Origin of the sequence: Variovorax sp. (genome assembly GCF_965279555.1) — a bacterium.
GTDB lineage: Bacteria > Pseudomonadota > Gammaproteobacteria > Burkholderiales > Burkholderiaceae_C > Variovorax.
Genome location: NZ_OZ257247.1, coordinates 5221156 through 5239040, shown reverse-complemented (window position 1 = coordinate 5239040; position 17885 = coordinate 5221156). Strand labels below are relative to the sequence as shown.

Genomic DNA, 17885 nt, shown 5'->3' with positions numbered 1-17885 from the left:
CTCAGTTGCCGACAACCTGGAAGCGCGCACCGGCCGAGCGCGAGAACACGCGCCGGTCGTACATCGCCTCGCCATACGCCGCCGGCACCACGTAGTCGCCCACGTTGGTGGCGCGAGCCTTGTAGGTCACTTCGAGCAGGTCCTTGTTGACGCTGCCGTAGAACACGACGCGGTCTTCGCGGATGTCGGCGTACTGCACCTTCCATGAACCGGCGCCGCCCAGGCGCTTCTTCCAGATGGGCGCGTCGGCGTTGGCATCGTCGTCATCGCCCACTGCCTGCAGCACCGGCTCCAGTCCACCGGGCAGCACGTCGACCAGCGCCACGTCGTTGAGCTGCGCGCGCTCCAGGCTGCGCACGCGCACCCGCACCGTGACCTCTTCACCGAGCTTGGCCTTGGTGATCGGGTTGCCCTTGGCATCGAGCACTTCGTGGAAGATTTCGAGGCCCTTGTTCACCGCCGTGGCGGGCACGTTGCGCTCGAAGCCCTGTTCGGCCCAGCTGTAGTACAGGTTGAAGTCGCTGTCGTTCGACAGCTTCAGCCTGGCCGTGCCGGCCGGCACCGCTGCGCGCGTGATCGGGTTCACCGCGCCCAGCGCGAGCGCGGCGGCCTGGCCTTGTGCGTTGACGGCGCTCGCCGTGAGCTTGCCTTCGACGTTCTGCCCCACGGCCTCGAAGTACGAATCGACCGCGAGCAGCATCGAGGCCGACGACAGGCTGTTGTACCAGCCGTCGCGCACCATCGCCGCCATGCCTTCCCACACCGCGGGCTTCAGCGTCTTCAGGCGCGACGGGAAGTGGCGGCCCACCAGGTGCAGCGTCATGCTGTCGTGCACCAGCGGGTCGTAGTAGGCGCCCCAGACGTTGCGGCGCTGTTTCTTCTCTGTGCGCGCGAGCAGGTCGGCCCACACCGGGTTCAGCAGCTCGTTGGCCACCTGCTCCTGCTTCACGAGTTGGTAGCTCGCGGCAAGGTACACGGCGCCGAGGTCGTCGCTCCAGCCCTGCGTCTGCTTGCTGCGCCATGCTTCGCGAAGGTTGGCCAGCGCGGCCGGCGCGATGATGCCCTGGCGCGTCAGCAGGTAGGCTGCCTGCGTGCGCTGGCGCCAGCCGTCGAGCGAAGCGTCGCCGCTGCCGAGCCAGCCCTGCAGGTAGGCGTTGGCCTTCTGCAGCAGGTCTTGCGGCACGGGCAGCTTGTGGTCCTTGGCCTCGACCAGCAGGTGCACCGCGTACAGCGTGGCGAAGGCATCGGTGCCGGCGCCGGGCCACAGCGAGAAGCCGCCATCGGCCGTCTGCCGTGCGCGCAGCTGCACGAGGTAGCGCTCGAAGGTCTTGCGCGCCTCGGGCATCGGGCCTTGCTCGGCGGTGCGGCCGCGCGCCATCTCCTTCACCAGCTCGGGGCGACCCGCGAGCAGCACGGCAGGGAAGGTCTGGCTCGTGATCTGCTCGGTGCAGCCGTGCGGGTACGCCTCCAGATACTGCATGAGCCCGGTCGCGAAGGCCCACGGCGCGGCGGACACGGCCACGTCGCTCTGGCGGAAGTTCGGGTACAGGTCAGCCTGGCTCGACAGCTCGCCCGCGCGCTGGAAGCTGCCGGCCTGCACCAGCGTGACGAAGGGCGACGCGGGCCGCACGCTCACTTCGGTCGACAGGCGCGCGCTGAAGGTCTTGTGCGTCGAGGTGAACACCAGTGCGGAAGAACCCAGCACCGCCTGCTCGCCCGGCTTGGCGCGCACATTGAACTTGGTGCTGGCTTCGCCGCGCTCGTTGACCTTGAGCGTCTGCGTGGCGTCGCCCACCACTTCGAGCCCGCCGGAGGCGGTGAGCGTGAGCGCGATGGGCGCTTCCTTGCCCGAACCCACGATGTTGTTGGCCAGGCCCACACCCACTTCGACCGTATCGCCGGGCGCCATAGCGAGCGGCGCGTTCGGCAATATCACCATGTCGCCGCGCACCACGGTGCGGGTGGTCTTGGCTGCGGTGGTCTCGTCGTTCACGGCAACGGCCATCACGCGCAGGCTGCCGTTGAAGCTCTCGGGCACGGTGTAGCTGAACTCGCGGCTGCCGTTCACGTCGACCAGGCCCGACCAATAAGCCACCGGCTTGTCGCGCTTGCGCTTGAACGGGTTCAGGTGCTTGCCGAGTTCGCCCTCGCCGTCGCCGCCGGGTGCGGCGCCCTGCATGAGCTTCTTGAACTCCGGCAGGATCATGTCGAGCGTCTGCAGCGTGCCGACTTCAAGCGCGCGCTTCTGGAAGAAGTGCTTCAGCGGGTCGGGCGTCTTGTAGCGCGCCACCTGCAGGATGCCTTCGTCCACCGCGAACACCACGGCGCGCGTGGGCTTGTCGCTGGTGAGCTTCATCTTCACGGTCTGCCCCGGCTTCACCAGTTCGCTGCTGGTGAGCTGCAGGTTGGCGGTGCGCCTGGTCAGCGCGGTGGCAAAGGGCACGACGCCGTAAGACAGCGGACTCATGTAGACCTCGTCCGAAGCCGGATCGCGCACGAAGTGCACGTTGATGTAGCCGGTGCCCTCGAAGTCCTTGGGCAGAACGATCTTCTGCACCGAGGCGGTCTTGTCGGTCTTGAACCATGCGTGGGCGTAGACCTTGTCGCGCTCGATGGTGATGAGGCCCGCACCCACGTACGGCGCGCGGATGCTCACCGCGATCTCCTGGCCCGGCTCGTAGTCCTTGCGGTCGAGCGTGAGCTGAAGCTCGGCGTTGCGGTCGAGCGAGCGCGATACGTTGGCATTGCCCGCCACGCTGTACTCCACGCGGTTGAGCTCCAGCCCCTGCGCATTGCGCACCACGTAGGCGAAGTTGCCGGGCGCGCCGGTGTCCAGCGCCACGTTGTTGCCGGCCGCGGCGATGGCGAAGGGCTTCTCGTCGAGCACGACTTCCTTGCGGCGCGACTCGTAGCGGTACAGGCCGTTGTCCTGCTTGATGAGCACCGACAGCACCTTGCGCTCCACGCGCTCGATCTTCAGGTCGGCCACGGCCGTCTTCTTCGCCTGCGGGTCGATGGCGATCACGGTGGCATTGCGCGCGGCGCCCTTGCTCACGTAGCCGACGTCGCCGTCGACCTTCACGCCGACGAGGTAGGGCATGTCGCTCACCAGCGTCTGCGCCTCGGCCGACACGCTGCGCCCGCCCTCGGGCTCGAAAGCCTTGGCGAGCACGTGCACCTGGTAGGTGGCGGCGTCGAAGCGCGACAGGCGCAAGTCGAATTCGGCCTTGCCGTCGGCGCTGGTCTGCACGCTGCCCAGGTCGTCGACCTGTTTGTCGGCGGCGCGCTGCGGATCGAAGAAGGCGTAGTCGGTGAAGGCGCGGAACACCGGGAAGCCGGGGCTCAGCGTGAGCGTGCCTTCGACCTTGCGGTCGGGCGCGGGCGTGCCGAAGAGGTTCTGCACGTCGATGAGCGCCTTCAGGTCCTTGGGCTTGACCCAGCCTTCGGCGATTTCGCTGCTGAGCTTGGCCGTGACCTTGGTGCGGTCCGGCAGGAACTCCTGCACCTTCACCGTGGTGCTGCCGATCAGCAGGCCTTCGACCTCGGGCGTGCCGGGCGACGATTCGCGCGGCAGGTAGAGGTTGACGGTGTAGTTGCCGGTGGGCGATGTGTCTTGCGTGGTGTGGGCGATTTCCGCCGCGCCGCCGGGGCCGAGCTTGAGCTTTTCGCGGCGCACGCTGAGGCCGCGCGCATCGATGATCTCGGCTTCGAGCGGCAGGTCGCGCAGCGAGGTACCCCAGTTGCCGGCCTTGACCATCATCGCGATGTGCATGGTGTCGCCGGGGCGGTAGATGCCGCGGTCGCTGAAGACGTAGGCCGTCATCTGGTTCGGCACGCCGGCCGCGCGCAGGCCGCCGACGTCGAAGCGAGAGATGTCCAGCGTGCGGTCGTTGCGGTTGAAGGGCAGGAAGCTCAGGTCACCGTCCTTGCGCACGACCAGCACCACGGGCGCTTTCTCGCGCTGGTAGCCGGCGAGGTTGGGCAGCTTGGCGGCACCCGTCGCATCCGTGGCCTGCGACGCGACGATCATGCCGTTGCGGCCCCACACCTCGACCAGCGCTCCGGCCACGGGCTGGCCGTTGGCAATGCTCTGCACGAACACGTCGCGCGTGCCGTCGAGCGACTTCTTGGCGACGATGCCCAGGTCTGTGACGAGCACGAGGCGCTGGTCGAGCTGCTGCTCGGGGCTGCCGCCTTCGGTGTTGCCTTCTTGGTCAGAGGACTGTTCTTCTTGCTGCTGCTCGTCTTCGGGCTGGGCCTGCTGCTCGTCGCCCTCGGGCTTCTTCTTCGCCTTGGGGTCGTAGCCCTGCACCTTGAGCAGGAACACGCCGCGGCGGTCGGCCACGTCGTTGCGCAGGTATTCGGCGAAGTCGACGGTTTCGTAGTGCGCCTTGCCGGCGGGAATGCTGAGCGGAATCTCCTTCTGGAAGCGGTCGACGAGGTTGTCCGACTGAAGGCCGCCGTTGAACTGCGGATGCGCGAAGTCGCCGTTGGTCTGCGTCACCAGGTGCTGCAGCTGCTGCGGCAGCAGGCGGCCGATCTCAAGGCGAATGCCGGGCAGGTCGCGCACGAGGATCGGCAGCTTGCGCTCGCCCGAAAGCGCGAGCAGCGAGCCCTGGCTCATGATGGTGAGCTCGGGCGCGAAGGTCTTGAGCAGGCGCACGTCTTGCCGCGCGGCGCCGAGCTGGTAGCCGCCGGGCGTCTTCAGGCCCTTGGCCACGCGTACCAGCAGGTAGCGGCCGCCCTCGGCCTGCGGCATGCGGAAGCTGACCATCTCGGTCACTTCGCGCTCGCTGGCAATGGGCTGCAGGTTGATCTTCTTCGCGCGACGCAGCACGGCGTCGGTGACCTTCGACGGATCGACGGACCAGTCGAATTTTTCGTCGGGATCGCCCTTGGCTTCTTCTGTCGCGGGCAGCAGCCAGGCTTGCACCACGCGCGCCATTTCGCGCTCGTGCACTGGCATGGAGGCAGTAACGTGCATCACGTGCTCAGGCTCGCCGTTCTCGCCGGTGACGATGGTGGGTTCGATGCTGGCCATGCTCAGGCTGAAAAGGCCGGGAATGTCGACCGCGCGGGACATGTCGGCACGCAGCGCCGGGCCGCCCTTCTGCGCGACCGTGCCGGAGGTGAGGCTGAGGATCGCCGGGCGAGTCTTCTCGGGAATCGGCAGCGGCTCTGATTGCAGGGTGGCGTTGAGGCGCAGCTTGTCATAGCTGACCGTGAACTTCTCGCTCGCGCACTTGCCCACGCTGAAGAACGAGGAGCTGCAGGGCTGGTCGTAGGTCAGCACCAGGCGCTTCTCGAACTCGGCCGTGTTCACGGGGTGCGAGAAGTGCACCTGAAAGAGCGCGCGGCGCACGTTGGCCTGCACCGGGTCTTGGTAGAACTCGGCGGCGTTGATCTGCGCGGTGAATTCGGGTGAGGTGAACTCGTACTTGCGCAGGGCCATCTCGATGTGCGGCGCGAGTGCGCTGTCGGCGATCTGCACCTTGTACGGCTGGCCGATGGGCCAGTCTTGCGCGGGCAGGAATTCAAGCCGGTTCTGCTTGGTCCACGTCCAGCGGCCGGCAATTGCGGGCTCGATGGTGACGCCGGTGGCCTCCTGGCCGATGCGCGAAATTGGCGCCACTGAGGCCGAGAAATCAATGACGAAGGGGTTCGGCCCCCTGTCGAGCTCGATCTGCGTGCGTTGCGGCGGCTCGGTCTTTGCGGTGGCGACGACGGGTTCGACGCGATCGGGCGTGAGGCCGTGCCACCACTTGATCACGTGGGGGCTGGCCATCCAGCCGGCCAGCACGAGCAGCAGGAGCAACACCAGCCAGGCCAGCCGCTGCTGCAGCCACTGCAGCCCGAAGAGCAGGAAGGCGCCCACGATGCGCAGCCAGCCCGGTGGTCGCCAGGAACCGATGAGCCCACGGGCCACCGGGCGCAAGAACCCGAGCACGCGGCCCAGTCCGGTGAAGAGCACGTCGCTGAACGACGCGAGTTTTCGATTGACGACTTGCAGCATGGACGCTCCCACTGTGTTTTTGTTGGCGTCCGCGAGTTTGCGGACCATCTGTGAAGCAATGGCGCTGTGTGTGAAGTCTTCGTGAAAACCGCACAGGGCCGCGCCGGGGCCGTTTCAGTGACTCATCTCAGATCGAAAGCTGCGGCTTGTTCACCATCAGATAGAACACCACCACCATCGCCACGAAGGCCGGATAGCCCAGCAGCTCCCAATAGCGCTGGTAGCGCGCATATAGCTGAGGCAGCGGTGTCGCCTCGCGATGCGCCTGCGCCGCAATGGCCGCCATGCGGATCTGCAGCCACACCACCGGCAGCCAGCAGAGCCCCGCGAACACGAACAGCCCCAGCGACAGCGCGAGCCACGGCGTAGACAACGGCCAGCCCGCCATGTGCGCGAGCGCGAAGCCGGTGGCCGGCTGGAGGATGACGGTGGGCGTGGTGAACCACCAGTCGGCACGCACCACCAGCCGGTTAACCACCGCCTGCGCGGGCACGCTGCCGCTGCGGTTGGTGAAGAACATGTAGAACGCCGACCCCAGCCCGGTGCCGACCATCAGCACGCTGGAGACGATGTGCAGCCACTTGAGGACGAGGTAGGTGTTCATGGCGTCGCGCGTCGGTACAAATGCCAGAGCAGGGCGGCGATGGGCAGGTTCTTGAGCAACGGGCCGAGCGGGTGCAGCCACAGGCTCGGCTGGAGCACGGTCGCCACGAGAGTCATGGCGAGCATCAAGGCAAGGGCGGCTGCGTAGCTGGCACGGCCGGGCCGCAACCAGAGCGCAAGGCCAACCAGGAGGTCGGCCGCAGCGCCGCCGGCGATCAGCAACTGCACCAGCCACGGCGGCGAAGTGATGCCCGCAGCGGCCAGCACTTCGCGGCTCTGGCCGTTCAGCTCGACGATGCTGGCGACAGCCGTGAACAGCCACACGGCGACGAGGCTCGCGCGCAGCAGGCGATCGTCGTCTTCGGCGCGCGTCATGGGGCCTCGTCGATGAGGTCCGTCACCATGCCCCAGCGCGCGAATTCGGGGCCGAATTCCGCAAGCGCGAGCAGGCCCGCGCAGGCGTGCGCGCCGGCGGGCAATGCCTCGCCGCGCGCCAGGCGCCGGGCCAGCAGGATGGCCGCCATGCAGGGAATCTCCGGGCCGTGGTTGTCATCGGCGGCAATGTGCCAGGCGCGGCGCGCGGTGCGGCCCGATGCGTCGATGCCTTCGACGCGCACCACCATGCCGCCCAGCGCAGTGCCGAGCGCATCGAACACGCGGCCCGCCGAATGCAGCAGCGGCGCCAGCTTTTGCGGCGCGGCCAGCACACCCAAGCGGCGCAGGAAAGCCAGGAACGCAAAGGCCTGCTGCGCCAGCCCGACTTCGAGCGCTGCGCGGAACATGACCGACTGCACGCCGGCATAGCGCGCGGGAAAGAGTTCGAGATCGGGGATGTCGCACAGCGCGCCGTGGCGCGGCTTCATGCGCGCGAACGCGACCTTCGCCGGGTTCGCCCAGCCGGGCTGCTCGGTCCAGCGCCCTTGCTGCCAGACGCGGATCGGCTCACCGCAGTAGGCGAGCACGCCGGCCAGCGTGGCTTCGCCGCGCGGCGCGCCTTGCGCGGGCGCGATGCAGATGTCGATGCCGTGGATGCCTTGCCAGCCCGCCGCCAGATGGTCGACCACGGCGGATGACAGCGCAGGCACCGTGCTGGCGCCGCTGATACCCGTGCGGCCGGCATTGCGGAACGCGGTGTCGAGCGCGCCGGGAAAGTCGCACACGAAGCGGCGGCCGTCGGCCAGGTCGATGTAGTGCGCGCCTGCTGCAGCAACAGCCAGCGGCACACGGTAGTCCTGGTTCTGGAACGGGCCGGCGGTGTGGATCACCAGCGCCACGCCAAGTTGGCGCAGCGTGTCCGCAAGGTCCGGCGCCTGCACGTCGATGCGAACCCCGCGTGCGCCACCGCCACCGCCACCCAGCGATTCGGCGAACGCCGTGGCGCGCCGCGCATCGCGCCCGGCCACCAGCAGCTCGATGCCGGCGTTGCTGGTCAGCGCCCGGCAGATGCGCGCACCGAAGTTGCCGTAGCCGCCGAGCACCAGCGTCTTCATCATGCGGATGCCGCGCTCGTGCCCGCGACATGGCCGCGCGTGAACGCCTCTTCGAAGATGGAATAGCCCGACCAGTCCGCATGCGCGAACGACAACCGCCCCGCAACGACACTGCCGCGATGCGCCGCATCCGGTGCGCTGCGCTGCGACCCGATCTGCGCCAGCAGGCCCGGCCCGGGGATCGACATGGCATGCCCGTAGCGCGTGATCTCGATGCGCGTGGCAAGCGCGGGCAGGTCTGGATGCGGCACCGACAGCTCCGCGAGCAGGTCGTCGCGCCAGCCGGTCCACGGCCGGTCGAGCAGCAGGCGGCGGCCGTCGGCGGTGTCGTAGCTGCTAGGGCCCAGCGGGCGATACCAGCTGAGCACGGTGCCCCGCGGCGTCGGGTCGAGCGCCTGGTGGCGCGCATCGACATAGCCGAGGCCGCGCGTGCCGTAGATCACGTTGTCCCAGCTCGGCGCGGCGCCGGGCCGGTCGGCCAGCGGTCCACGCAGGTGCACGTTGGCCACCAGCCACGGCGCGTAGCGCACATGCGCGGCGGCGTTTGCCAGCACGGGCGGCGGGTTCTCGACCACGCGCGCGGCGATGAACACCGGCAGCGCGACGATGCAGCGCTCGGCCTGCCAGCGCACGAGCGACTTCGTCTTCGCGTCCCATGCATCGACCTCGACGCCGTCGCGCAGCTCGGCGATGCGCGTGACGACCTGGCCGGTGTGCAGCCGGTCGCCGAGCGGCTTGGCCAGTTGCCGCGTGAGCCAGCCGTTGCCTTCGGGCCAGGTGAGGATGCCGTCGCGCTCGGGGCTCGAATCGTTGACGCTGCCGCTCGGGTCGCCGGGCGCGTGGAAGCCGTGGCGGCTCGCGAAATAGTGGATGCCGGCCCAGGCCGAAACATGCGCGATGCCGGCGCCGTAGTCGTCGCGGCAGCAGTAGTCGAGGTACCAGCGCAGTTGCGCGTCGCTGAAGCCTTCGCTGTCGAGCCAGCTGGAGAAAGGGATGGCGTCGAGCGCCAGCAGCTCGGGCGTGATGGCGACCTTGAGCGTGGGAATGGCGAAATGCGCCGCGTGCTGCAGTGTGTCGATGCGCTGCGCGAACTTGCGGTACTGCGCCAGCGTGCTCTCGCCGACGCCGTGCACGGGCAGCAGGCCGTCCTGCCATTCGCCGTGCAGGAACAGCCGCTCCTGCGGAGCGTGGCAGAGGTTGAGTTCGTCGTACTCCCAGCGGCCCGCCACGCGGCGGCGCAGGCCGAGTTCCTCGAGGAGGTCCTGCACCTCGCGCGCATCGTCCCCCGGCACCGGCAGGTAGTGCGCGCCGAGCGGGCAGGCGATGCCGTTGACCATGCCGCCGCGCGCATTGCCGCCGGCGGTGTCCTCGAGCTCGATCAGCGCGAAGTCTTCGACGCCCGCGAGCCGCAGCGCGCGCGCCGCCGCGAGGCCGGCCACGCCACCGCCGGCGACCACTACGCGTGTGCGCTTCACGACAGCAGGCGCAGCACTCTTGAGCGCGCCGTCGCGCATCGCGTGGCCGCGCGTGACGTCGATGCCGGTGAAGCCGCCTTCGATGGGCGGTGGCGGCGCCTCGCAGCCGGCGAGCGCCAGGACACCCGCCGCACCCGCCGCCACGCCGAGGAATTCGCGCCGCTGCATGGCGTGGCTAGTGCGCCATGACCTTGCCCCACTCCTGCTCATAGGTGGTGACGAGGATCTGGTTCGACAGCCGGTTCACTTCGGTCGGCACGCGCGCCATGTCGAGCGGAAAGTCGAACATCAGCGGCAGCGTGGAAGGCGACAGGAAGCGCAGTCCCGGCGGCAAGGCATCGGGCATGCGATACGGCCGGCGGCTCGCGATGATGTAGCCCCACTCGCCGAAGCTCGGCACGTGCGCGTGGTACGGCGTGGCGCGCAGGCCGACCGACTCGATGGTGGTCGCCACGGTCCAGTAGCTCTTGCGCGCCACCAGCGGCGAGGTGGTCTGGATCACCGCATAGCCGCTGGCCGACAGGCGCTTTTCGAGCAGCGCGTAGAAGCTGTTGGTGTAGAGCTTGCCGATCGCGAAGTTGGTCGGATCGGGAAAGTCGACCACGATCACGTCGTACATGTCGCCCGGCTGCTGCAGCCACTGGAAGGCGTCGGTGTTGACGATCTTCACCTTGGGCGACGAGAGCGAATGGCCGTTGAGCGCGGCCAGCGTCTCGTGCTCGGTGAAGAGTCTGGTCATGTTCGGGTCAAGTTCCACCAGGGTGACCGACTCGACCGAGGGGTACTTGAGGATCTCGCGCACCGCCATGCCGTCGCCGCCGCCGAGCACCGCGACCTTCTTCGGCGCGCCCTGCGCGGCCATCACCGGATGCACGAGCGCCTCGTGGTAGCGGTACTCGTCGCGCTCGGCGAACTGCAGGTTGCCGTTCAGGAACAGGCGGTGCCCGAGCAGTCCGCGCGTGACGACGATGCGCTGGTACGGCGAGGTCGCGCTGAACACGATGCGGTCCTGGTAGAACTTGTCTTCGGCCAGCGTGGTGATGTGGTCGGCCCACACGAAGGCGGCCAGCAGCACGGCCAGCGACAGGAAGCAGGCGAGCGCATGCGCCCCGATGCGGCGCAGCTCATGGCGAAACAGCCACAGCGCCCACACCGCCACCGCCGCGTTCATGAAGCCGAACAGCAGGCCGGTGCGGATCATGCCGAGCTGCGGCACGAGGATGAGCGGGAACGCCACCGACACCGCCAGCGCGCCGAGGTAGTCGAAGGTGAGCACCTGCGACACCAGGTTCTTGAGCACGATGTTGCGCTTCAGGATGCGCATCACCAGCGGAATCTCGAGGCCCACCAGCGTGCCGACCACCATCACCAGGCCATAGAGCAGCAGGCGGAAGGCGCCCGGCACGTAGGCGTTGGCCAGGAACAGGATCGCCGGCAGCGCGCCGCCGATCAGCGCGACCATCAGCTCGATGCGCAGGAAGTGCGCCGGCAGCTGGCGATCGAAATAGCGCGAAAGCCAGGAGCCCACGCCCATCGCGAACAGGTAGGTGCCGATGATGGTGCTGAACTGCAGCACCGAGTCGCCGAGCAGGTAGGAGCTCAGCGCGGCCGCGCTCAGTTCGTAGACCAGCCCGCAGGCGGCGACCACGAACACGCTGGCGAGCAGCGCGACTTCGACGGGTTGCGGCCCCCGCGCATCCGGGGTGCGCGCGGGCGAGGCCGCGTCGCTCAATGGATTGCAGCAGCCACGATGATGCTGATGCCCAGACTCATTGCCGCCACGACGAGGCCCAGCGCCACGTTCTGCTTCTCGACGATCTCGCCCCACAGGTCATAGGGCGTGATCTTGTCGATGATCAGGAAGCAGAGCCAGAAGATCACGACGCCGATCAGCGCGTACACGAGCGATCCGAGGACCACGCCCGGTTTCAGCCATTCAAATCCCATGGGGACCTCCAGTCGTAGTAATGAGATACATCGGGTGCGTCATGCGCATCTTCCTCGTCATTTGTGGCCGCCGCCACTCGAGTAGCCGCCATAGGAGCCGCCCGAGCTGCGGTAGCCGCTCGAAGAGCCGCCACTGCTGCTGCAGGTGCTCAGGATGATCAGCAGGATGATGATCACGACGATGATGAGGATGATCGTGCCGCAGCCCAGCTTCGACGCGGCCGCGCTCACGGGCAGCGCGTCGGCGCGCTTGAACATGTCCTTCTTGGCGTCGAGCTTGAAGGCGGTCGCCACCACGCCGCTGTCGAGCTTGATGCCCGACGACCACGTGAGCTCGTTGGCCGAGCGCTCCATCGACAGCAGCGCGGGGCCGCTGGCGAAGTCGCGGTTGAAGGTCTTCTGCCCGCGCTCGACCTGCCAATAGAACTCGCCCGCCACATAGGTGGTCTCGGCGTTGTAGGCGTACTGCTGCTGGTAGCGCTTGTTGAGGTACGTGGCGGTATTGCCGCTCTCGGCCATCACCGGGGCGCCGGTGGTCGGCTTGACCATGCTCCAGCCGTCTTCCGCGTCGACCAGGAAGCTGAAGCCCCGTTTCTTGTTGTAGAGCAGGTACTCGTCCCAGCCGAACTGCTCGTCGTCGCCGGGCTCGGTGCCCATGCGGTGCTGGAAGCCGACCACCTGCCACTGCGCACCCTGCAGCTGGCCCATGCTGCCGAGCGCGATGAGCGGGCGCACGGGCTCGTCCTGCGTCGCATGCTTGAGCTCGCCGCCGATGCCCTGCGTCAGGTCGATGATGCTGTTGCACGAACGGCAGGTGACGCTCTTGCTGTCCGCCAGGTTGACAGTGACGGGCGAGCCGCAATTGGGGCAATTGAAGCTGCGGCCCGTCTCGTTCTTGGCGGATTCCTCGCGCAGTCCGGTGAGCTGCAGGTCCTCGAGCTGCACCGAGCGGCCCAGGTACGCGGTGGGCGTGGCGGTGCCGTAGTCGATGCTGAGCACCAGCCCCTTGTCGTTGCGCAGCTCGACCATCGCGAAGGAGCGGCCGAGTTCGGGCAGGTGCGGCAGCTCGCCCTGAGCGGAAGTCAGCGCCACCTGCTCGTTCGAGGTGACGGTGTAGCCCTGGCCGGCGAAGGCGGTGGTCGCGCCCACGCGCAGCTCGTTCCAGGGCGGCGCGGCGCGCTGCAGGTCGAAGGGCAGCGCGAAGACGTAGGCGCCGTTGTCCTCGCTGAGCACGCCGGTGCGGTCGCCGTCAAGCGCTGCGATCCATTCGGTCCAGCGCCCGCCCGGGTAGGTGTACTGCAGCCGGCCTATCAGCGTGAAGGGCTTGTCCTGGATGCGGCCGGCGGCAAACAGCTGCAGCGGGCTGAAGTCATCGAACAGCTCGGCCATCTTGCCGGTGCGCGCGAGCGTGTCGCCCTGGCGCACGACGGTGCTCTGGCAATACGGACAGACCGCGTGCGTCGATTGCGCCGAGCGGAACTCGACCGGCGCGCCGCAGCCGGGGCAGGGCGCGCGGTAGTAGCGTTGGTTGCCGGTTTCCTCAGCCATGAAGCGATGCTGAAGACACGGCGAACGAGGCGGGAGATACCGCGGAACCGGCTATGCCGGGCCGCAGGTATCGCCCCCTGCAAGGGGGGAGGAGAAGCGACACGAAGTGCGCGGAGCCTGGGGGTTGGACAAATACCGGGGTTAGACCAGCTTCTTGAGCAGTTCAGCCTTCTTGGCGTCGAACTCTTCCTGCGTGAGGATGCCCTTGGTCTTGAGTTCGCCGAGCTTCTCGAGCGTGGTCATCACGTCGGTGGGGCTCACCACGGCCACGGCAGGCTGCTGCTGCGTCGCCGCGGCCTGGGCGGCCGCGTTCGGGCTCAGGCCCTGCGCGAGGTTCTGCGCCAGCACCTGGCCGAGCGCCACGCCGGCACCCAGGCCCATCGCGTCGCCCGCGATGCCGCCGCCGCCAGCCGCGCCTTCGGCGAACTTGGGAATGGCCTGCGCCGTCTGGTACTGCATGAACTTGCCCATGTCGTTGCCGACCATGCCCATGCCGATCTTCTGGTCGAGGATCTTCTGGAGCTCTTCGGGCAGCGAGACGTTCTGGACCGTGATGTTCTCGAGCTTGATGCCGATCTTCTCGAACTCGGGCACCAGCTGCGCTGCGAGCGCCTGCGCAAACTGGATCTGGTTGGCCGCGAGATCGAGGAAAGGCACGCCGCTGGAGGCGATGGCGTTGCTGATGTTTTGCAGCACCAGGCCGCGCAGCTGGCCGTCGAGGTCGGCCACGCTGTAGATGTCGCGCGTGCCGGAGATTTCGGTGTGGAACAGCTTGGCGTCGCCGATGCGGAAGCTGTAGTTGCCGAAGGCCCGCAGGCGCACGGCGCCGAAGTCCTTGTCGCGGATGGTGATCGGCTGGGGCGTGCCCCACTTCTGGTCGACCTGCTGGCGGGTGCTGAAGAAGTAGACGTCGCTCTTGAAGGGGGATTCGAAGAGCTTGTCCCAGTTCTTCAGGTACGTGAGCACGGGCAGCGTCTGCGTCGTGAGCTTGTACATGCCGGGGCCGAACACGTCGGCCACCTTGCCTTCGTTGACGAAAACCGCGACCTGGGATTCGCGGACGGTGAGCGAGCCACCGTTCTGGATTTCCATGTCCGCCATCGGGAAACGCCAGGCCAGCGTGCCGTCGCCGGTCTCGGTCCACTGGATGATGTCGATGAACTGTTTCTTGATGAAATCCATCAGGGCCATGGTCGCTCCTCTTCAGGTGTTTTCAGGTTTTTGTCCGAACTGTGCATATTGCCACACCGACTTGACCGCGCAGCCGTGCCTTTGGTCATGGGCCCCACCGGCCATGCGGCGTATGGCGCCAATGGGGCGAGGTCTACAATCGGCGCCCCCAGAAGAAGCGCCACCAGGAGCTACAGGCACATGTCCGATTCGACCCCTTCGACCTCATCGACTCCCACGCCCGAAGACAAACGCGCCGAGCTGCGCCGTGCCGCCCTCGAGTACCACGAGTTTCCCGTCCCAGGCAAGATCGCCATCGCGGCGACCAAGCAGATGGTCAACCAGCGCGACCTGTCGCTGGCCTACTCGCCCGGCGTGGCCGCGCCCTGCGAGGAAATCGTCAAGGACCCGGCCAACGCCTTCAAGTACACCTCCCGCGGCAACCTCGTGGCCGTCATCAGCAACGGCACCGCCGTGCTGGGCCTGGGCGACATCGGCCCGCTGGCGTCAAAGCCGGTGATGGAAGGCAAGGGCGTTCTCTTCAAGAAGTTCGCCGGCGTCGACGTTTTCGACATCGAAATCGACGAAAAGGATCCGGCCAAGCTGGTGGACATCATCGCGTCGCTGGAGCCGACCTTCGGCGCCATCAACCTGGAAGACATCAAGGCACCGGACTGCTTCTACGTGGAGCGCGAGCTGCGCAAGCGCATGAAGATCCCGGTGTTCCACGACGACCAGCACGGCACGGCCATCACCGTGGCGGCGGCCATGGTCAACGGCCTGAAGGTGGCGGGCAAGAACATCGCCGACGTGAAGCTGGTGACCTCGGGCGCGGGCGCCGCGGCGCTGGCCTGCCTGAACCTGCTGCTCAAGGTCGGCCTGAAGCGCGAGAACGTGTTCGTGACCGACCTGGCCGGCGTGGTCTATGAAGGCCGTACCGAGCTGATGGACGACGACAAGCGCCAATACATGCAGAAAACCGACGCGCGCAAGCTGTCGGAAGTCATTGCCGGCGCCGACGTGTTCCTGGGCCTGTCGGCCGGCGGCGTGCTGAAGCCCGAAATGGTGGCCAAGATGGCCCCCAAGCCGGTGATCTTCGCGCTGGCGAACCCGAACCCCGAGATCTCGCCCGAAGACGCCCATGCGGTGCGCGACGACGTCATCATGGCCACCGGCCGCACCGACTACCCGAACCAGGTCAACAACGTCCTGTGTTTCCCGTACATCTTCCGCGGCGCGCTCGACTCGGGCGCGACCACGATCACCGACGAGATGGAAATCGCCGCGGTGCACGCCATTGCGGACCTGGCGCAGGCCGAGCAGAGCGAGCGCGTTGCTGCTGCCTACGTCGGCGAAAAGCTGTCATTCGGCCCTGAATACCTGATTCCGAAGCCCTTCGACCCGCGCCTGATGATGAAGATCGCGCCGGCCGTGGCCAAGGCGGCCGAGGAAAGCGGCGTGGCGTCGCGTCCGATAAAGGACATGGACGCCTACCGCGACAAGCTGCAGAACTTCGTCTATGCCTCGGGCACGACGATGAAGCCGATCTTCGAAGCGGCCCGGCGCGCCTCGAAGAAGCGCGTGGCGTATTGCGAAGGTGAAGAAGAACGCGTGCTGCGCGCCGCCCAGATCGTGGTCGACGAAGGCATCGCCCGCCCGACGCTGATCGGACGCCCGGCCATCATCGCCCAGCGCATCGAGAAGTTCGGCCTGCGGCTGAAGGAAGAGCTGGACTACGACATCGTCAACGTCGAGCAGGACCACCGCTACCGCGACTTCTGGCAGACCTACCACCGCATGACGGAGCGCAAGGGCCAGACGGTGCAGACCGCCAAGATCGAGATGCGCCGCCGCCTCACGCTGATCGGCGCGATGCTGCTGCACAAGGACGAGGTCGACGGCATGATCTGCGGCACCTGGGGCACCACGCTGATCCACCTGCACTACATCGACCAGGTGATCGGCAAGCGCCCCGGCGGCTGCGAAAGCACCCCGCAGGACGTGCCGGTGTACGCCTGCATGAACGGCCTGCTGCTGCCCGACCGCCAGGTATTCCTGGTCGACACGCACGTCAACTACGACCCCTCGCCCGAGGAACTGGCCGAGATCACGACGATGGCGGCCGAGGAAATGATGCGCTTCGGCCTGAAGCCGAAGGCGGCGCTGCTGTCTCACTCCAATTTCGGCACCAGCAACGAGCCCAGCGCCATCAAGATGCGCAAGACGCTAGAACTGCTGCGCGTGCAGGCCCCCTGGCTCGAGGTGGACGGCGAAATGCACGGCGACGTGGCGCTGGACAGCAAGCAGCGCGCGGTCGTCATGCCGCACAGCGCACTGGCGGGCGATGCCAACCTGTTGGTTTTCCCAAACATCGACGCGGCGAATATTTCGTACAACCTGCTCAAGACGGCGGCGGGCGGCAATATCGCGATCGGGCCGGTTCTGCTCGGCGCGGCCAAACCCGTGCACATTCTCACGGCCAGCGCGACTGTTCGCCGCATCGTGAACATGACAGCCTTGACAGTGGCTGACGCAAACGCCGAAAGGTAAGCTATTTGGCGAGAGTGGCCGCCAACTTAAAACGCCATTCGATGCCCCTGCGACTGCTCAAACTTTGGGCAGTCGCTTGCTATTTTCGCCAGCGTGGTGCACACTCGCGGGCTTGAATTTGCGGGTTAACCCCGAGGTTGATCGCCAATTCGAACCCCCCGCTCTTTTCTTGTGGTGCCCCATGGCGGCTTACGCCTCGATCACGTCCTCTGTCACAAAGTTTGCGCTCACCAGCTTGTTGCTGGCGGCGTTGACGACGGGGGCCGAGGCCCGCGGATGGTTCGGCGCAGGAAAAACGCCCGCCGAGGAAACGATTGCACTGTCCGAATTGCCGGTGCAAGGACAGCAGACCTATCAGGCAATCCTCAGCGGCGGCCCGTTTCGCCATGAAAAGGACGGCGTTGTATTTGGCAATCGCGAACGCCTCCTGCCAGCGGCACGCCGCGGCCACTACCGCGAGTACACGGTGCAGACGCCCGGCGCGCGCAATCGTGGTGCACGGCGGATCGTCTGCGGCGGTGAACAGCGCACGGCGCCCGAAGCCTGCTGGTACACGGCGGACCACTATGCGAGTTTCAGACGGATTGCACCATGAGCGATGAAAACGACCTGAGCGGCGCACCAAAGCGCCCCGAAGAAATGATGATGACTATGGAAAGACCAGCGGAGATGACCTTATCCCTTCGTGCCGTACGCCCGAACATCGTGCAATCGATCCGCGCGTTCCGCGTGAACGACCTGCAGGACGCTGCCAACGCAGCCGGCCAGCACTTCTTGTATGCGAACCTGGGCAACGCCCAGACCAAGCAGGACGTGCTCGACCTGATCGCACAGCAGTTCACGTTCCCGGCCCACTTCGGGAAGAACTTCGACGCGCTGTACGACTGCATGACCGACCCGTTGCATAAATCGGGCCCGCAGCCAGGTTTCGTCATCGTGCTGGAGCAGATTCCGGCCAACGCCAAGTTCGACAAGGAAGCGCGCGAGCAACTGCTCGACATCTTCCGCGATGCCTCGGACTACTGGGGCGACCGCAAGGTCCCGTTCCGCTGCTTCTATTCTTTTCTGTAGCCCGTTCTGCATCCACCA

The 17885-nt window shown here is 67.0% G+C and carries 12 protein-coding genes; 3 read left to right on the top strand and 9 right to left on the bottom strand.

All coding sequences use genetic code 11. The features are described 5' to 3' along the window. Position 1 precedes the first annotated feature (1 nt). The 9 genes from ACQY8B_RS24495 to ACQY8B_RS24455 form a co-directional block, all read right to left on the bottom strand. Entirely contained in the window at positions 2 to 6013 is a 6012-nt protein-coding gene (locus tag ACQY8B_RS24495; RefSeq protein WP_422084302.1) for an alpha-2-macroglobulin family protein, read from the bottom strand. A gap of 127 nt (positions 6014 to 6140) precedes the next feature. After that, on the bottom strand, positions 6141 to 6617 hold the full coding sequence (locus ACQY8B_RS24490) for a DUF2269 family protein (protein WP_422084301.1): 477 nt from the start codon (positions 6615 to 6617) through the stop codon (positions 6141 to 6143). Continuing rightward, positions 6614 to 6991 (bottom strand): DoxX-like family protein, encoded by a 378-nt coding sequence (locus ACQY8B_RS24485; RefSeq protein WP_422084300.1) that lies wholly within the window; start codon positions 6989 to 6991, stop codon positions 6614 to 6616. The genes ACQY8B_RS24490 and ACQY8B_RS24485 overlap by 4 nt, the downstream gene beginning before the upstream one ends. Next, complete coding sequence (locus ACQY8B_RS24480; RefSeq protein WP_422084299.1) at positions 6988 to 8109, bottom strand: saccharopine dehydrogenase family protein; 1122 nt, start codon at positions 8107 to 8109, stop codon at positions 6988 to 6990. Before ACQY8B_RS24480 ends, ACQY8B_RS24485 begins: the two co-directional genes overlap by 4 nt. Continuing rightward, a complete protein-coding gene (locus tag ACQY8B_RS24475; RefSeq protein ID WP_422084298.1) occupies positions 8106 to 9749 on the bottom strand; it encodes an FAD-dependent oxidoreductase in 1644 nt (547 codons plus the stop codon). The genes ACQY8B_RS24480 and ACQY8B_RS24475 overlap by 4 nt, the downstream gene beginning before the upstream one ends. A 7-nt stretch (positions 9750 to 9756) precedes the next feature. After that, positions 9757 to 11313 carry a polyamine aminopropyltransferase gene (locus ACQY8B_RS24470; protein WP_422084297.1) on the bottom strand — a complete coding sequence of 519 codons (1557 nt, stop codon included), beginning with the start codon at positions 11311 to 11313 and terminating at the stop codon, positions 9757 to 9759. Further along, the gene (locus ACQY8B_RS24465) at positions 11310 to 11528 is read right to left on the bottom strand and encodes a DUF350 domain-containing protein (protein ID WP_019653703.1); all 219 of its coding nucleotides are present in this window, start codon (positions 11526 to 11528) and stop codon (positions 11310 to 11312) included. The genes ACQY8B_RS24470 and ACQY8B_RS24465 overlap by 4 nt, the downstream gene beginning before the upstream one ends. A gap of 57 nt (positions 11529 to 11585) precedes the next feature. Continuing rightward, complete coding sequence (locus ACQY8B_RS24460) at positions 11586 to 13076, bottom strand: DUF4178 domain-containing protein (protein ID WP_422084296.1); 1491 nt, start codon at positions 13074 to 13076, stop codon at positions 11586 to 11588. 141 nt (positions 13077 to 13217) lie between these two features. Beyond that, on the bottom strand, positions 13218 to 14267 hold the full coding sequence (locus ACQY8B_RS24455; protein ID WP_237677869.1) for an SPFH domain-containing protein: 1050 nt from the start codon (positions 14265 to 14267) through the stop codon (positions 13218 to 13220). A 180-nt stretch (positions 14268 to 14447) separates the two neighbouring features. On the opposite strand from ACQY8B_RS24455, the gene ACQY8B_RS24450 reads away from it, so the two are divergent. The 3 genes from ACQY8B_RS24450 to ACQY8B_RS24440 all read left to right on the top strand — a co-directional run bounded on the left by ACQY8B_RS24450 (position 14448) and on the right by ACQY8B_RS24440 (position 17867). After that, complete coding sequence (locus tag ACQY8B_RS24450) at positions 14448 to 16796, top strand: NADP-dependent malic enzyme (RefSeq protein ID WP_422084295.1); 2349 nt, start codon at positions 14448 to 14450, stop codon at positions 16794 to 16796. A 181-nt stretch (positions 16797 to 16977) separates the two neighbouring features. Then, the gene (locus ACQY8B_RS24445; protein ID WP_422084294.1) at positions 16978 to 17391 is read left to right on the top strand and encodes a ribonuclease domain-containing protein; all 414 of its coding nucleotides are present in this window, start codon (positions 16978 to 16980) and stop codon (positions 17389 to 17391) included. A gap of 50 nt (positions 17392 to 17441) precedes the next feature. Next, complete coding sequence (locus ACQY8B_RS24440) at positions 17442 to 17867, top strand: barstar family protein (RefSeq protein ID WP_086011111.1); 426 nt, start codon at positions 17442 to 17444, stop codon at positions 17865 to 17867. The last annotated feature ends 18 nt before the right edge of the window (positions 17868 to 17885 follow it).

Excerpts from the sequence above, each read along its gene's own strand:
- ACQY8B_RS24495 (WP_422084302.1), bottom strand. The coding sequence starts at position 6,013 with ATGCTGCAAGTCGTCAATCGAAAACTCGCGTCGTTCAGCGACGTGCTC.
- ACQY8B_RS24490 (WP_422084301.1), bottom strand. The coding sequence starts at position 6,617 with ATGAACACCTACCTCGTCCTCAAGTGGCTGCACATCGTCTCCAGCGTG.
- ACQY8B_RS24485 (WP_422084300.1), bottom strand. The coding sequence starts at position 6,991 with ATGACGCGCGCCGAAGACGACGATCGCCTGCTGCGCGCGAGCCTCGTC.
- ACQY8B_RS24480 (WP_422084299.1), bottom strand. The coding sequence starts at position 8,109 with ATGATGAAGACGCTGGTGCTCGGCGGCTACGGCAACTTCGGTGCGCGC.
- ACQY8B_RS24475 (WP_422084298.1), bottom strand. The coding sequence starts at position 9,749 with ATGCAGCGGCGCGAATTCCTCGGCGTGGCGGCGGGTGCGGCGGGTGTC.
- ACQY8B_RS24465 (WP_019653703.1), bottom strand. The coding sequence starts at position 11,528 with ATGGGATTTGAATGGCTGAAACCGGGCGTGGTCCTCGGATCGCTCGTG.
- ACQY8B_RS24460 (WP_422084296.1), bottom strand. The coding sequence starts at position 13,076 with ATGGCTGAGGAAACCGGCAACCAACGCTACTACCGCGCGCCCTGCCCC.
- ACQY8B_RS24455 (WP_237677869.1), bottom strand. The coding sequence starts at position 14,267 with ATGGCCCTGATGGATTTCATCAAGAAACAGTTCATCGACATCATCCAG.
- ACQY8B_RS24450 (WP_422084295.1), top strand. The coding sequence starts at position 14,448 with ATGTCCGATTCGACCCCTTCGACCTCATCGACTCCCACGCCCGAAGAC.
- ACQY8B_RS24445 (WP_422084294.1), top strand. The coding sequence starts at position 16,978 with ATGGCGGCTTACGCCTCGATCACGTCCTCTGTCACAAAGTTTGCGCTC.
- ACQY8B_RS24440 (WP_086011111.1), top strand. The coding sequence starts at position 17,442 with ATGACTATGGAAAGACCAGCGGAGATGACCTTATCCCTTCGTGCCGTA.